This window comes from Pseudoalteromonas sp. PB2-1 (assembly GCF_045040605.1).
Classification (GTDB): Bacteria; Pseudomonadota; Gammaproteobacteria; order Enterobacterales; family Alteromonadaceae; genus Pseudoalteromonas; species Pseudoalteromonas arabiensis.
In genome coordinates, this window is the sequence record NZ_CP090667.1 from 1383849 (window position 1) to 1398230 (window position 14382).

A 14382-nucleotide genomic window follows, 5' to 3' on the forward strand; every position below is an offset into this window, starting at 1 on the left:
ATGTTGCAGTGGTTTAAAAGCACAGGTAATAGAGCCTGTGCACAATTTATATTTGCTCATGGTGCCGGTGCAGGCAGCGATAGCGAGTTTATGCAAACAATGGCGAAGCTCATTAGTCAGCAAGGTATTGATGTGGCGTTATTTGATTTCCAATACATGCAAATTGCCAAAGAGACTGGCAAACGCAGACCGCCAGATCGAGCCCCCAAGCTGCTTGCATATTTTGCAGAAGTTTTAGCTGAGCGTCAGTCTGAATTGCCGCTATTTATTGGCGGCAAATCGATGGGGGGCAGAATGGCTTCAATGTTGTGTACTGAACAGAACATTCCAAAAGTCGCTGGTGTTGTGGCTTTTGGGTATCCGTTTCACCCACCGGGTAAACCTGAAAAACGTCGCACAGACCATTTTGCAGATGTACCATGTCCGTTTTTAGTGCTGCAGGGGGAGCGAGACACGTTTGGTAACCAGCAAGAACTCGCTGAGCTTGAAGTGGTTAACCCGCCAGAAATCAAATTTCTCAAAGATGGCGACCACTCATTAAAGCCACGTAAAAAAAGTGGTATTACAGAACAAGAAAACTTACAACTAGCTGCGGATTATGCAGCACAGTTTATTATGAATTTAGTGGCAGGAGATGAGCAATGATCAAACTCTATTTAATGATTGGCAGCTTATTTTGCATGCTTTCGGTGATGCTTGGTGCCTTCGCTGCGCATGGTTTAAAAAGCCGTGTTTCAGAATACGCAACTGGGATTTTTAAAACGGCTGCTGAGTATCAAATGGTCCATGGTCTTGCTTTAATTGCCATTGCGATATTAATAAAGTGGGGCATCAACTTAAATTGGGCTGGTGGCTTTTTTATCGCGGGTACAGTGTTATTTAGCGGTAGTTTGTATTTACTCGCATTAACGGGCATGAAATGGCTGGGCCCTATCACCCCGATTGGCGGCGTTTGTTTTATTATTGGTTGGGCTATTTTGTTAGTTCAAGCCGCACGATATAAGTTTTAAGGGTTATCTATGTCGAGTGTAGTTATTTATTGTCGCAGTGGTTTTGAAAATGATGCCGCTGCTGAAATTACTTTTCAAGCTGCTGAACAAGGATTTGCAGGTTACGTAAAAACGAAACCAAATACAGGGATTGTTGTTTACGAATGTTTTGATGCGAGCCACGGCGATGAAATCATTAAAAAAGTAGATTTCAAAAATATGGTTTTCGCGCGTCAATGGTTTACTGGCATCTTAGTGGATAATATGCCACTTGAAGATCGTGTTAGTGCCATTGTTGATGCTGCCGTTGATTTTCCTGAATGTGGAGACTTACGCGTAGAAACACCCGATACCAATGAGGGGAAAGAGCTATCTAAATTTTGTAAGAAGATATCTACTCCCCTTAAAAAAACACTTGAAAAGCGCTCGAAGGTGACACGCCAGTTGGCAGATAAAAAGCCCGTTATGCATGTTGCGTTTTTAACAAATGATTCTGCTTACGTTGGTTATTCATATACATTCAATAACTCGCCCTTTTTTATGGGGATACCACGTTTACGTATGCCAAGTGATGCACCAAGCCGTTCTACACTCAAGTTAGATGAAGCGTTTAATGTATTTATTCCACCTCATGAAGCTGAGGATCGTGTGCAAGCGGGGATGCGAGGTGTTGATTTAGGTGCTTGCCCAGGTGGTTGGACTTATCAATTGGTACGTCGCGGCATGTTTGTGAGTGCTATCGATAATGGGCCAATGAATGATGAACTAATGGAAACGGGACAAGTTAAGCATTTCCGTGTTGATGGTTTTAAGTATCGTCCCGAAAAGCGGAATATTAGCTGGTTAGTTTGCGATATGGTGGAAAAGCCAGTAAAAGTTACTAATCTTATGATTGATTGGGCGGTAAATGCCTACGCAAAAGAGCTTATTTTTAATCTGAAATTACCAATGAAAAAGCGCTTTGACAGTGTCTATGAATGCTTGAAGTTGATTAAAGAAGAGCTTGAAAAATACGGCGTAAGTTATGAACTCCAAGCGAAGCATCTGTATCATGATCGTGAAGAAGTGACTGTACATTTAAATGTCATTAAGGTGCCGCAAAGCTTATACAGTTAAAGAGAGGACAGAAAATGGGTAATAAACGATTAACGCTCTGCTTGTATGCTTTATTTCCCATTTTCTTAACAGCCTGTGGCGGCGGCGGCGGTGATAGTGATACGCCAACTACCCCAGCTCCCACAACCAATCAATCTCCTCAGGTTTCAATTTCGGGAGAGCAAAACCTCCAAGAAGGGCAAATAAGTTCCCTTAGCGCAACAGCCACAGACTCAGATGGCACTATTGCAAATTACAGCTGGTCACAAACACAAGGGCCAACCAGCATTTTCACTTTTAACGCTGCTGTACTTAACTTTACTGCGCCAGATGTTGAAAGTGATACGACGATTACTTTTCAGGTGATGGTAACTGATAATGATGGGGCCTCGGCCTCGGCAAATTATACGATTAATATTCAAAATGATACCAATGCGGCACCTATAATTAGTAGTGAACCGATAGCTGATATTACTGAATTGAGTGAAGTATCAATCCAAGTAAGTGCTGTAGATAGTGATGGCAGTATTGTATCGATTGAATGGCAGCAGCTGCGTGGCCCTGTTATTAACTTTACACAAACTGGCCAGATAATCAATTTTACAGCACCAGAAGTACCAAGCACGAGTGAAGTGGAGTTTTTAGTTACAGCAACGGATGACAGGGGAGCATCGTCTGAGCTGCCGATCACTTTTATGATTGTGAATGTTAATAAAGCCCCAATCCTTAACGATACTAACTTTGTCTCAGAGTTTAACCAAAGCAGTGAGTTCACACTTAACGTTCAAGATCCAGATAATGACGAGCTGACGGTGAGTTTTGCATCAGACCTTGATGGTGCTACGATAACAGTTGTTGATGCAGCGAGTTTTACTTACCAATATACACCTGCGATTAACCGTATTTCGCAGGCACCCATTAGCGTGAGTGTGTCGGATGGCATCGCCACTAGACAAGCAACGATCAATGTAGCAATTATAGATAACACTGCTGCGACAATTATCAATGTTAATCCGCAAAATAACAGCCAAGCTGTGAGCGTAAACGCAAGTTTATCGATTGATTTTTCTGATGTGATGAAAACCAGCAGCTTATCAGTGAATGAAACGGCAGGGGGGTGTGTAGGCTCGTTGCAATTATCGGATGATGATTTTAGTTCTTGCTTGGCAATTTCCTCTTTGAATTTGTCCGGTCCAGAGTCAGATACCAATACCTATTTTAATGGCGTGACGTTTTCACCAGCACTACAGCAAAATAGAACGTATAAATTGCGAGTAACAGAAGATTTAGTCAATTTTGATGATACTGCCATCAATGCGCAAGAAATAACTGAATTTAGCACTGGCAGTGGTGACTTAGTAATTACGGAGGTGGTTGCAATTCGCTTTGGAACAGATGCTCCTTGGTTTGAAGTCTACAATGGCACTGGCAGTGACATCAATTTAGCCGATTATAAGGTTAGAACAAAGAGCCGAAATTCGAGTGATGGAAGCATAACCTCATCAACCATTTTTAACCTACCTAATCAATTAATAGAGGTTGGTGAGTATGCGATTATCCATAGTCGCTTTGGCGACGAACTTTTCTATGATGCAGCAGAGCAAAATAAATACATCGCATTTATTGGTGAAGCGGGCTCTACGATTCGCCCATATTGGTTTGTGAATGGTTTTATTGAACTTCTTTCGGGTGATGAAACAACCACCATCGATTTTGTCAGATTTGGCAATGATACCACAGAGCCTACTTCGCCAGCGCATTGGTCAACTGGCGCAGCCCCAAGTATAAATAATATAACAGGCTCAAGTATTAAGCGTGATAAAGACAGTACCGATACAGATACCCCTTCAGATTGGATTTATAGCCTCTTCACAACACCTGCTGGTGCTAATGATTTAACCTGTGAAGACGACCTTGATCAAGACGGTATACCCGATTGCGCGGAGCTGCCTGGCTCAAGCTTTGCGGGACTTCCACTATATGATTGGGGAGCGAGAGTTAATCAAAAAGATCTTTTTGTTGAAGTAGACTATATGGACAGTAGTGATGCAGGCATTATTCCGCAAAGGATAGCCCTTGAAAAAGTTATCTCGTCATTTGCTGCTGAGAATATTGTTGTTCACTTTGATGTTGGGGACTTGTATCACCAAGCAACAGGTATGTCAGTTGAAAATTATGATTTAGGTGGCGGTGAACAAGTTATATTCCGCCCCTATACGCCTTATAATTTCAATGCAGGTGTAGAAGGTTTGTTCCATTATAAAATGGCTAATTTTGATATGCGCCGCAAACCGATTTTTCATTATATGTTGATGGCAAGTAGCCTTAATGAGGATGGAAGTGTTGGTCCTGCGGGGCTGGCTGAAGTAAATGGCAACGATTTAATGATAACATTTGGTAACTGGGGCCTATCACTTGATAATGAAGCTTCACGTAATCTGACTTACAACTATCAAGCTTCAACGATAATGCATGAACTCGGACATAACCTTGGTTTAGAGCATGGTGGCAATAACAGTATTAACTACAAGCCAAACCATTTAAGTATTATGAACTACTTATACCAACTTCGGGGCTTGCCAACCATCGGCAATAACGAAGGAGATCGCTACTACTCAAGCCGATACAGAACAAACCCAAATTGTGGTGTAGAAACGTCTGAGTTGGTAAACGGTCCATTGGGTTCACCTGAGAGTTTTGTTATGTCTTTTTCGCATGGTTTAGGTGCACCTTTGGATGAAACCTCCATCGAGGAAGCAAATGGTTTGGGTTACCCAGGCTCTGTTGCTGTCGATTATAATTGTAATCTTAACCTGACAGAAACACTTAGTCAGGATACCAATGACGATGCAAGCACGAGTGTATTAAACGATGTTGATGAGTGGTCATTAATAGATCTTCGTTTTTACAGTTATTTTTCTGGTAATCGATTTGGTTTAGATTTCACAGAGTTAAACACTGTGAATAACGCAAACACATCTATTCGTCAGCGGATTATTAAAGAAGAAGCGCCGCCATTATTTATACTCGATGAAATTCAAGCTGTGCGAAAAGCGGCTGCTGAGCAATGAAGAGGCTGATTTTTGCAATTATCTTGGTGAGTTTGCAAGCGTGTGGTCCTGCAAATAATTCGCACTGGCAGATGACAACACGCTTGAATTATAACGGTTATCCAGTTAACTGGCAGGCTGAGCGTATCAAAGGTTGTGATACGTGTGAGATAAAAAAAGAGCGACTCTACGAGCCTGATGGTGTTACAGAGCTAAGTACTATCTATCAGCAAGGACAGTGGCGAGCGCAGAACAGAAAGGCCCATAAAGCGAGACTCGTTTTTGAAATGGGGGCCCAATTTTTGTTGGTTCGCAGTCGAGAAGATGGCTTAATACAGTTAGAAAATAAGCACGCCGACATTAAAATTATCACTAAGCTTGAGCAGCCTTTTGAGGTGACTATGGGGCGGAGTCGTTATGAGGCAGTAATAACAAAGTTTGAAGAGCCACGGGCTGATTTTGCGCTGTCAGAGCCTTTATCTGTAAAGTTGCATTACAGTGTTTTAAAAAGCCAGTAGGTTTCATACCCACTGGCTTTTTAATGCGGATTAATGGCGATATTTGCTGCGGTAATTTTCCACCCACAAGCGCGTGCCACCGCACACAGCGACAGGCATAACAATTAAGTTAACAAAAGGAATGGCGGTCAGAATCATGACCGCTAAGCCAAAGCCGTAAGAGAGTGTTTGCTTTTCTTTTAAATCATCCTTCATCTCTTTAAAGCTTACTTTATGATTGTCGAATGCATAATCTTCGTACTGAACCGCGTACATCCAGCAAGTAAAAAGTATCCAAAGCAATTGGCCGATAACAGGTAAAAGCCATAGTAAAATGAAAAACCCTATCGCTCTTGGTAGATAATAGCAAAGCTTTGTCCATTCTCGGCCAAGCATGCGTGGCACATCTTTCATGGTATCTAAAATGCCATCATCATTGACTTTTTGACCCGTTAAATACAGCTCGACTTTTTCACTGAGTACACCATTAAATGGCGCAGCAATAAAGTTAGTAATCACGGTAAAGAGCATGCTGTAACTAAATAAAATAACCAATACGGCAATCGGCCACATTAACCACTCTAACCAACTTAGCCATTCTGGAAGTAGTGAATTCATATAAGCGAAGCCGTCAGTTAGCCAGCCATATAAAAAAAATAATGAACTACCAAAGAGCACAATATTGATTAATAAAGGAATAAGTACAAAACGTTTTAGCCCTTTTTGGCTAATAAGTTTAAAGCCAGAAAAAAAGTATTCCATACCTTGAGTAAACTGCACGAGATAACCTCACATAATTACTTATTGTCAGCAGTATAAGATTTTCAACGTGTTTGAACAGCTCTTTTCCGTAACAAAGTGTTTTTAAGTTATGCTGTGTTGAACTAAGCGGTACGGTGCGGGGTCTGAAAGTACCTATAAAAACGAATAATGAAAACAGCACTAGAGGATCCGCTGAGGATCCTATACTATTGTTAACATAATTAACAAAAACGACATCTTGAAAATGGGAGTTTTATGCAGTTAGTCGATTTAAATCCACATGATCCTGACGTAGTAAACGTGTTTTCCGATATAGACCGACTTATAAACTCTTTATATCCAGTCGCCACAGCTCAATCGTTAAGCGTTGAAGAGCTCGCTGAGCCAAATGTATATGCGATAGGGTTAAAAAATGATGATGGTATTGTGGCGTGTGGCGCAATTGTGATGCAAGAGGGAAATCCGCCATATGGTGAGATTCGTCGTTTATACGTAAAACCAAGCTATCGAGGAAAGGGCTTATCCCGCCGTATTATGCAAATTTTATTGCATCATGCCGGTGAGCAACAAATTCCACTTATTCGACTTGAAACAGGCCCTAAACAAACAGAATCAATTAATTTGTATGAAAACTTAGGCTTTAGTCGATGTGGTCCATTTGGTAATTACAGCGAAAATCCACAAAGTTTATTTATGGAATTAGGCCTTAATCAATAATTCTTTACTGCTACTTATCATTTTAACCCACTGCTAAGGCTTACCTTAAGTGGGTTTGCCATTTAATTTACACATCAAAAATCACTCGTTACGAGTAAAAATTCTTGTTGGACTTGAATCACTATTTTTCTTTTAATGCGCGGCAACAACCCTTGCCGATTTCGGCACTACTAAAATAAAAGAGAAAGATAGATGAAAGAGACAACATCACTAGAACAAGCTCGCACGAGTTACAATGTTCGTCATTGGAGCCAAGGTTTCTTTGGTATTAATGATCAAGGTGATGTGTATGTTGCGCCAAAGGCCCATGCCCCAGAGCAAACCATTGCACTAATCGATATCGCACAGCAATTACAAGACAAAGGCTTAAGCTTGCCTGCGCTGGTTCGTTTTCCACAAATTTTACATCATCGTGTACATAGCTTATGCCAGGCATTTAACACGGCAATTGAAAATTATGGTTATCCGAAAGACTATTTGCTTGTTTACCCAATTAAAGTAAACCAACAACGTGAAGTTGTTGAAGAAATTGTTGCAAGCCAAGCTGGTATTGAAAAGAAACAATTGGGCTTAGAAGCCGGCAGTAAACCTGAGCTATTAACTGTATTAGCAATGGCTGAAAAAACCAGTGCGGTGATTGTATGTAATGGCTACAAAGACCAAGAATACATTCGCTTAGCACTGATTGGCGAAAAGCTAGGCCACAAGGTTTACATTGTTCTTGAAAAACTGTCTGAGCTTGACATGGTGCTTAGCCAAGCAAAAGAGTTAAACGTAAAACCGCGCATTGGTATTCGCGTACGTTTAGCGTCGCAAGGTAAGGGCAAGTGGCAAGCAAGTGGTGGCGAAAAATCAAAATTTGGCTTATCGGCATCGCAAGTATTGAGTGTAGTTAATCGCTTAAAAGCGTCTGATCAACTCGATTTGATCCAGCTTGTACACTTTCACCTTGGCTCGCAAATGGCCAACATCCGCGATGTCCGCTTAGGTGTCAGTGAAGCTGCGCGTTTTTACTGTGAGTTACGTAAATTAGGCGCACAAATTGATTGCTTAGATGTGGGTGGTGGTTTAGCAGTAGATTATGACGGTACACGCAGCCAGTCTCATAACTCAATGAACTACAGCCTAAGTGAATACGCTAATAACATCGTATACACCATTGGTGATACCTGTAAGTTATATGAGCAGCCAATGCCACGCATTATTTCTGAATCAGGTCGGGCGTTAACAGCGCACCATGCTGTATTGATTTCGAATGTGATTGGCACTGAAAGCTATGTACCAGAAGACATTCAAGCGCCAGCCGCTGATGCACCTCTGTTATTAAAAAATATGTGGACATCATGGCAGCAGTTAAGTGATGACAATGACGACCGTGCATTAATTGAAATTTATCACGATAGCCAAGGCGATTTAGCCGAAGCACATAATCAGTTTGCACTTGGTTTACTTGATTTAACAGAGCGAGCATGGGCGGAGCAAGTTAACTTACGTGTATGTTATGAACTTAACAAACATATGGATAACAAAAACCGTTTTCATCGCCCGATTATTGATGAATTAAATGCGCGTTTAGCAGATAAGTTTTTTGTGAACTTTTCACTGTTTCAGTCATTACCGGATGCATGGGGTATTGACCAAGTGTTTCCTGTTCTACCATTAAGTGGTTTAACGCAAGCACCACAGAAACGCGCCGTGTTACTTGATATTACTTGCGACTCAGACGGTGCGATGGAGCACTATGTAGACGGTCAAGGCATTGAAAGCACATTACCTGTGCCAGCATTTAGCGAAGAAAAACCTTATTTAATGGGCTTTTTCTTAGTCGGTGCTTACCAAGAAATTTTAGGAGATATGCACAACCTATTTGGTGACACACACAGTGCAATTATAAAAATGGATGAGCAAGGTCAGGCGCAAATCACTGAAATTAACGAAGGTGATACCGTTGCAGACATGATGCGTTACGTACATTTAGATGTAGAAAGCTTCCAGCAATCTTACGCCCAGCTGGTGGCGGCAAAATTGCCAGAAACAGAGCAGCAAAGCGTATTAGATGAGCTGCAAACTGGCTTAAATGGTTACACTTATTTAGAAGAGTTATAAGCAATGTCGACATTGTTTGACCACACAGATCATTCGTTATACTCAAACGGCATGACGTTTTTACGTCAGCCGATGGTGCAAAACATCACAGCAATCGATGCGGATGTGGTGGTGTTAGGTTTACCATTTGATTTGGCAACCTCAGGTCGTCCAGGTGCACGTTTAGGGCCAGATGCAATTCGCCGTGCTTCAGTGCACCTCGCATGGGAAGAAACCAAGTACCCGTGGACGTTCCCGTTGTTCGAGCGTTTGAAATTAGCAGATGTCGGTGATTTTACTTACCCAGTAGGCGACCCAGAGTATTTTACCGCGCAATTAGAATTAGCGGCTGAGCAAATTCTTCGCCAAGGTAAAACATTATTGGGTTTAGGTGGCGACCACTTTGTGACTTTGCCACTACTACGTGCCCATGCTAAGCAACACGGTAAAATGGCATTAGTTCATTTTGACGCGCATACAGACACTTACAGCAATGGCTCACGTTATGATCACGGCACCATGTTTTATCATGCGCCGATGGAAGGATTGATTGATGTTGATCACAGCATTCAAATCGGTATTCGTACTGATTTTGATCAGAGCAAACACGAGTTTGCGGTGATTGATGCAATGGCAGCCAATGATTTACCTGCACAAGATATCGCAGAGCAAATCAAAGCACGCGTGGGTGACTTACCTGTGTATTTAACCTTTGATATTGACTGCCTTGATCCAGCATTCGCGCCAGGGACAGGTACACCAGTGTGTGGTGGCTTAACCAGCGATAAAGTACTTAAAGTACTTCGTGCATTGAAAGGCATTAATATGGTCGGTATGGATGTAGTTGAAGTATCACCATCGTATGATCAAAGTGAACTTACAGCGATTGCTGCAGCGACCATTGCCAATGAGCTATTACACTTATGGGCTTTAAAGCATAAATACTAAATGAGAGAGACAAAGAGCGCCATTAGGCGCTCTTTTTTTATATTGGATGAAGCAATTAAGCGCTTCGTACATCAACCTTGAGTTTAAGCTTTTGCCCAGGTTGAATGTATTTTTGCCCTGCTAATGAGTTCCATTTAACAATATCTTCTACAGACACATTAAACTTGGCAGCAATGCGTGCTAACGAATCACCGCGACGCACTTTATAGGTAATGGTGCGCTCTTTGATTTGTGTAGTAGCAAGTTGTGATTTTTCCTGTTTATACACAGTGAGCTTTTGACCAACACGCAATACAGCGTCTTTTTTCAGTTTATTCCATGTTGCAAGCTCTGCAATGGTCACATCGTACTCGCGGCTGATATCCCATAAGGTATCGCCACTGGCGACTTTATGGCTAAGTTTTTTACGTGTCGCTTTATTCGCAGCCATTCGCACAGACTTAGGTAAGTGCTGACTATTGATTTCACCGTCACTGAGTGGCACAAGTAACTGCTGGCCAACACGAATAGTATTTGATGAAAGTTTATTCAGCGTTTTTATCGCGCTTGCGCTCGTTGAAAACTTTTTCGCTATCACTGATAAACTATCACCACGGGCAACCACATATTGCTGCCAACGTAGGCGATCTTTTTGCTCTGTTTTTGCTAGTTTCTCAGTAAAAGACTCAACTTTATCTGATGGCAGTAATAAAAAGTGTGGACCGTTTGGATCCGTCGCCCAGCGATTAAAGCCTGGGTTTAAGCGGTACAGCTCAGTTAAGCTAATATCAGCCATATCAGCGGCAAGTGCTAAATCAATTTGGCTACCGATATTAACGGCTTCAACTACTTGCGCGTTGATAATCGGTTGCCACTTCACACCAAATTCGTCACTACGCTTTACAAGATCAGACAGAGCCAAGAGCTTTGGTACATACGACGTGGTTTCTCGTGGCAGGTCTAATGACCAAAAATCTGTGGGTAAGTGTTTTTTGCGGTTCTTTTTAATAGCACGAAGTAAACGACCTTCACCTGAGTTATAGGCGGCAATGGCATTTAACCAATCACCTTCTAAGGTCTTGTGTAAATATGATAAGTAATCAAGCGCTGCACGCGTCGATTGCACAATGTCACGACGACCGTCGTACCACCAGTTTTGTTTTAAATCGAAACGCTCACCGGTTTGTGGCATAAATTGCCAGATACCAGAGGCACTGCGGTGTGAATAACCAAAGGGGTCAAAGGCACTTTCAACAATGGGTAAAAGCGCTATCTCAATTGGCATTTCACGCTTTTCAACTTCTTCCACAATGAAGTAAAGGTATGGCTCTGCGCGTTTTGCAATGCGGTCAAGGTATGCTTGATGACGTGCATAGTAATTACGCTCAGCAACTACAGGACGGTTTTGTGGCACATCAATAGATAGCTGATAACGAATACGTTCCCATACATCGTCAAAAACTGGTGGTGGTGCATCAATATCAGTTAACTGTTGGTATTGTGCGTTGATCATCAATGCATCATTGACATCACTTGGACTGGCACCACCCAGTTGCTGCTCAACATCATTATTAGCAATGTTAGGTTGTGCAGTATCAGAAGTTGTTAGTTGACAACCACTTAAAGCCAGCGCGAGTGTAAAAACTAGAGGAGATCTATACATATATACCCATACATCAGGTAAAAAAACTCGGCGAATATTACCTGCTCTGAGAACATATTGCCACTTTATGACCAGTTTATGTCAGCTTATTGTTGCAAGATGCTGATCTAAATCTATAAAATTGTAACTGAAGTCATGCTTGTTTTTTAAAAATTATCTTTCCAAGCCCTGAGACCTGCAAAGCGTTGCCAAGGTTCATCAAGATTCAAATTATTTTTTAGCTCATTGGGAAGCTCATCAGTGATATTAGGCAAGTGGCTACGTAAGAATGGGTTTATTTGTTTTTCTACACTTAACTTAGTTGGTAAGCTTATTTCACCGTTGGCGCGCAGCGAATCTACTTTATCACTGTAGTTGAGTAGGTATTCATTGTTTGGTTCAACGGCTTTTGCAAAGGCTAAGTTGGCTTGCGTGTATTCATGAGTGCAGTAGATTTTACATTCATCCGGCAGGGCTCTTAATTTACATAAAGAGCGCCACATTTGCTCGGCACTACCTTCAAATAACCGCCCACAACCTGCACTAAACAGCGTATCGCCAGTAAAGCTTAGCTCATCATGTAAGTAACAAATGTGATCCAGAGTGTGGCCAGGAGTTGCAAGTACGGTAAAGGTGTAATTATATACGGTGACTTTATCTGCTTCTAACACACCATGATTAATGCCCTTGAACGGACTGTGCTTAGGACCATAAACGGGAATGCTCGGGTATGCTTTTACCAGCGCAGCCACGCCGTCAGTGTGGTCATAATGGTGGTGGGTAATTAAAATCCCTGCGAGTGTTAAGTTTTGTTCACTTAGATAGTTTAAAACAGGCTCAGCTTGACCTGGGTCAACCACCCATGCTGTTTGTTCACTTTCATTTGTGATACACCAAATATAATTATCAGAAAAGGCTTTAATTGCTTTGACTTGCACCATGTTTAATTGCTCTATAAAGTGACAGTTAAGATACAGTATAACGAGCTCAGAAAATGAAACCAGCCCTTAGTTTTCAAGAAGGTCCTAAGCCTTACTCATGGCAGCAGTTCCCTCATGGTGACTATTTACGTGCTGAAATAGAGCGTAAGCTAGTTCCGTGGCTGCCACGCATGTTCGGTTATCACATGTTAAAGCTTGGTAATTTAAGTGGTGAAATAGCAACCAGTGAAAGCCCTATTAAGCATCAAGTTTGCGTCGCAGAGCAGGGCTTATTTACTGGGGTTATTGCCGATGTGGACGAGTTACCTTTTTATGAGCACAGTGTTGATGCCTGCATATTATCGCACTGCTTAGAATATCATTCTGATCCACACCATATATTACGCGAAGCACATCGTACATTGATCCCAGGTGGCTATATTGTGATCACAGGCTTTAACCCGTTTAGCTTGTGTGGGTTGGCGCAGTTATTGCCCTTTAGTCGCCAAAAGCTCCCTTGGACAGGGCGCTTTTTTACGCCGTCTCGTGTAAAAGATTGGCTGAATCTTTTAGGTTTTGAGATTATTTCTGATGAGCGTTTTATCCATTCTTCTCTTGCCAGAGGTAACCGCCTATCGCGCTTTGCTGCGTGGCGCAGTTTTGGACAACAATATTTAAAACCAATGGGCAGTGTTTATATGCTGGTGGCTCGAAAACGTGTGGCTCCGCTTACACCAATAAAACCTAAATGGCATGCAAGGCCCCAATTTTCGCCAGTAAAAGGAGCGGGGCTAAGACAAACATCAAAGCAGCACTGTGAGCGGGATAGCTAAATAGCGCTGTTTACTATCCGCTTTATTTGGGTACTGACCTGCACGAATATTTAATTGAATAGAAGGGTGCAACAGCTTTGGTACGGTCAAGGTTGCATCGCGGCCTTCACGTGTCGCAATAAAGCTTTGCTTATCTCCTTTTAAATGAATATTTTGCTCACGCTGTTCTTTCACTGTAGTTTTGTTCGCAAGGGGGCGACCCTCTGGTTGGTAGTCATGACACATCCAAAGTAGGGTATCGTCAGGTAAGGCTAAAATTCGTTGTAGTGAATCATATAGCTCAGCGGCACTGCCACCTGGGAAGTCGCAGCGGGCTGTGCCGCTGTCTGGCATAAAAAAGGTGTCTCCGACAAATACATTGCCATCAATGTGGTAACACACACTATCAGGGGTGTGGCCAGGCGTGGCAATCACATCTACCGTGTATTCACCTAACCGAAATTGTGCTTTATCAGCAAATAAGGCATCAAAAGGTTCGCCATTGCATGGCATATCTAAATTATAAAGTTGGCTAAAGTGCTTTTGAACTTGTGTGATCCCTTCGCCAGTGCCAAGTTTGCATGGATGTGTGTCTTGTAATTGCTGCTTTATATAACTTGCGGCGGTGATATGGTCTGCATGGGCATGAGTTTCAAGTAGCCACTGTAATGTGAGTTGCTCAGTCTTTATGTAGCTGGTGATCTCATTGGCTGTAGCAAAACTTAACTCACCACTTGGCATATCAAAATCAGCGGGTGCATCAATCAGCATGCAATCTTTAGTGCTTTCACAACTGACTAAGTAACACAGAGTAGCGCTTTGTAGATGAAAAAAAGAGTGAATGCGCAAAGCCATAAAAAGTCCTTAGTTATATGTTATAGCTAAA

General features: G+C 42.1%; 13 protein-coding genes. 9 read left to right on the forward strand and 4 right to left on the reverse strand.

What is annotated here, in order from left to right; translation table 11 throughout:
• From L0Z67_RS06395 to L0Z67_RS06415, 5 genes are read left to right on the forward strand one after another with little or no spacing between them, the layout of a single operon-like run.
• Positions 1–645 carry an alpha/beta family hydrolase gene (locus tag L0Z67_RS06395; RefSeq protein WP_062570676.1) on the forward strand — a complete coding sequence of 215 codons (645 nt, stop codon included), beginning with the start codon at positions 1–3 and terminating at the stop codon, positions 643–645.
• A complete protein-coding gene (locus tag L0Z67_RS06400; RefSeq protein ID WP_062570677.1) occupies positions 642–1010 on the forward strand; it encodes a DUF423 domain-containing protein in 369 nt (122 codons plus the stop codon). Before L0Z67_RS06395 ends, L0Z67_RS06400 begins: the two co-directional genes overlap by 4 nt.
• Before the next feature lie 9 nt (positions 1011–1019).
• Entirely contained in the window at positions 1020–2105 is a 1086-nt protein-coding gene (gene rlmM / locus L0Z67_RS06405; protein WP_062570678.1) for a 23S rRNA (cytidine(2498)-2'-O)-methyltransferase RlmM, read from the forward strand.
• Between the two features lie 14 nt (positions 2106–2119).
• A complete protein-coding gene (locus tag L0Z67_RS06410) occupies positions 2120–5155 on the forward strand; it encodes a PKD domain-containing protein (protein ID WP_405128599.1) in 3036 nt (1011 codons plus the stop codon).
• Complete coding sequence (locus tag L0Z67_RS06415; protein WP_062570680.1) at positions 5152–5652, forward strand: hypothetical protein; 501 nt, start codon at positions 5152–5154, stop codon at positions 5650–5652. The genes L0Z67_RS06410 and L0Z67_RS06415 overlap by 4 nt, the downstream gene beginning before the upstream one ends.
• A gap of 30 nt (positions 5653–5682) precedes the next feature.
• On the opposite strand, the gene cysZ is transcribed toward L0Z67_RS06415, so the two are convergent.
• Complete coding sequence (gene cysZ, locus L0Z67_RS06420; protein WP_193988942.1) at positions 5683–6393, reverse strand: sulfate transporter CysZ; 711 nt, start codon at positions 6391–6393, stop codon at positions 5683–5685.
• Positions 6394–6648: 255 nt separating this feature from the next.
• On the opposite strand from cysZ, the gene L0Z67_RS06425 reads away from it, so the two are divergent.
• From L0Z67_RS06425 to speB, 3 genes are all read left to right on the forward strand, one after another.
• A complete protein-coding gene (locus L0Z67_RS06425) occupies positions 6649–7110 on the forward strand; it encodes a GNAT family N-acetyltransferase (protein WP_062570682.1) in 462 nt (153 codons plus the stop codon).
• Positions 7111–7302: 192 nt separating this feature from the next.
• A complete protein-coding gene (gene speA / locus L0Z67_RS06430) occupies positions 7303–9216 on the forward strand; it encodes a biosynthetic arginine decarboxylase (protein WP_193988634.1) in 1914 nt (637 codons plus the stop codon).
• Between the two features lie 3 nt (positions 9217–9219).
• The gene (speB, locus tag L0Z67_RS06435) at positions 9220–10143 is read left to right on the forward strand and encodes an agmatinase (protein ID WP_405128600.1); all 924 of its coding nucleotides are present in this window, start codon (positions 9220–9222) and stop codon (positions 10141–10143) included.
• Between the two features lie 55 nt (positions 10144–10198).
• On the opposite strand, the gene L0Z67_RS06440 is transcribed toward speB, so the two are convergent.
• Together L0Z67_RS06440 and gloB are read right to left on the reverse strand one after the other, a co-directional pair.
• Positions 10199–11785 (reverse strand): LysM peptidoglycan-binding domain-containing protein, encoded by a 1587-nt coding sequence (locus L0Z67_RS06440; protein ID WP_237115095.1) that lies wholly within the window; start codon positions 11783–11785, stop codon positions 10199–10201.
• Positions 11786–11931: 146 nt separating this feature from the next.
• Positions 11932–12705: a hydroxyacylglutathione hydrolase gene (gene gloB / locus L0Z67_RS06445; protein ID WP_405128601.1), complete on the reverse strand. Its 774-nt coding sequence runs from the start codon at positions 12703–12705 to the stop codon at positions 11932–11934.
• A 53-nt stretch (positions 12706–12758) separates the two neighbouring features.
• On the opposite strand from gloB, the gene L0Z67_RS06450 reads away from it, so the two are divergent.
• The gene (locus L0Z67_RS06450) at positions 12759–13517 is read left to right on the forward strand and encodes a class I SAM-dependent methyltransferase (RefSeq protein WP_062570687.1); all 759 of its coding nucleotides are present in this window, start codon (positions 12759–12761) and stop codon (positions 13515–13517) included.
• Here L0Z67_RS06450 and L0Z67_RS06455 read toward each other — a convergent pair.
• Positions 13488–14351 (reverse strand): MBL fold metallo-hydrolase, encoded by an 864-nt coding sequence (locus L0Z67_RS06455; protein ID WP_405128602.1) that lies wholly within the window; start codon positions 14349–14351, stop codon positions 13488–13490. The genes L0Z67_RS06450 and L0Z67_RS06455 overlap by 30 nt on opposite strands.
• Positions 14352–14382 lie beyond the last annotated feature (31 nt).

Bases quoted from the DNA above. Each gene is read 5' to 3' on its own strand.
- L0Z67_RS06455 (WP_405128602.1), bottom strand. From the start codon at position 14,351: ATGGCTTTGCGCATTCACTCTTTTTTTCATCTACAAAGCGCTACTCTG.
- speA (WP_193988634.1), top strand. From the start codon at position 7,303: ATGAAAGAGACAACATCACTAGAACAAGCTCGCACGAGTTACAATGTT.
- L0Z67_RS06410 (WP_405128599.1), top strand. From the start codon at position 2,120: ATGGGTAATAAACGATTAACGCTCTGCTTGTATGCTTTATTTCCCATT.
- L0Z67_RS06400 (WP_062570677.1), top strand. From the start codon at position 642: ATGATCAAACTCTATTTAATGATTGGCAGCTTATTTTGCATGCTTTCG.
- L0Z67_RS06425 (WP_062570682.1), top strand. From the start codon at position 6,649: ATGCAGTTAGTCGATTTAAATCCACATGATCCTGACGTAGTAAACGTG.
- L0Z67_RS06395 (WP_062570676.1), top strand. From the start codon at position 1: ATGTTGCAGTGGTTTAAAAGCACAGGTAATAGAGCCTGTGCACAATTT.
- gloB (WP_405128601.1), bottom strand. From the start codon at position 12,705: ATGGTGCAAGTCAAAGCAATTAAAGCCTTTTCTGATAATTATATTTGG.
- L0Z67_RS06440 (WP_237115095.1), bottom strand. From the start codon at position 11,785: ATGTATAGATCTCCTCTAGTTTTTACACTCGCGCTGGCTTTAAGTGGT.
- speB (WP_405128600.1), top strand. From the start codon at position 9,220: ATGTCGACATTGTTTGACCACACAGATCATTCGTTATACTCAAACGGC.
- L0Z67_RS06415 (WP_062570680.1), top strand. From the start codon at position 5,152: ATGAAGAGGCTGATTTTTGCAATTATCTTGGTGAGTTTGCAAGCGTGT.
- L0Z67_RS06450 (WP_062570687.1), top strand. From the start codon at position 12,759: ATGAAACCAGCCCTTAGTTTTCAAGAAGGTCCTAAGCCTTACTCATGG.
- rlmM (WP_062570678.1), top strand. From the start codon at position 1,020: ATGTCGAGTGTAGTTATTTATTGTCGCAGTGGTTTTGAAAATGATGCC.
- cysZ (WP_193988942.1), bottom strand. From the start codon at position 6,393: ATGGAATACTTTTTTTCTGGCTTTAAACTTATTAGCCAAAAAGGGCTA.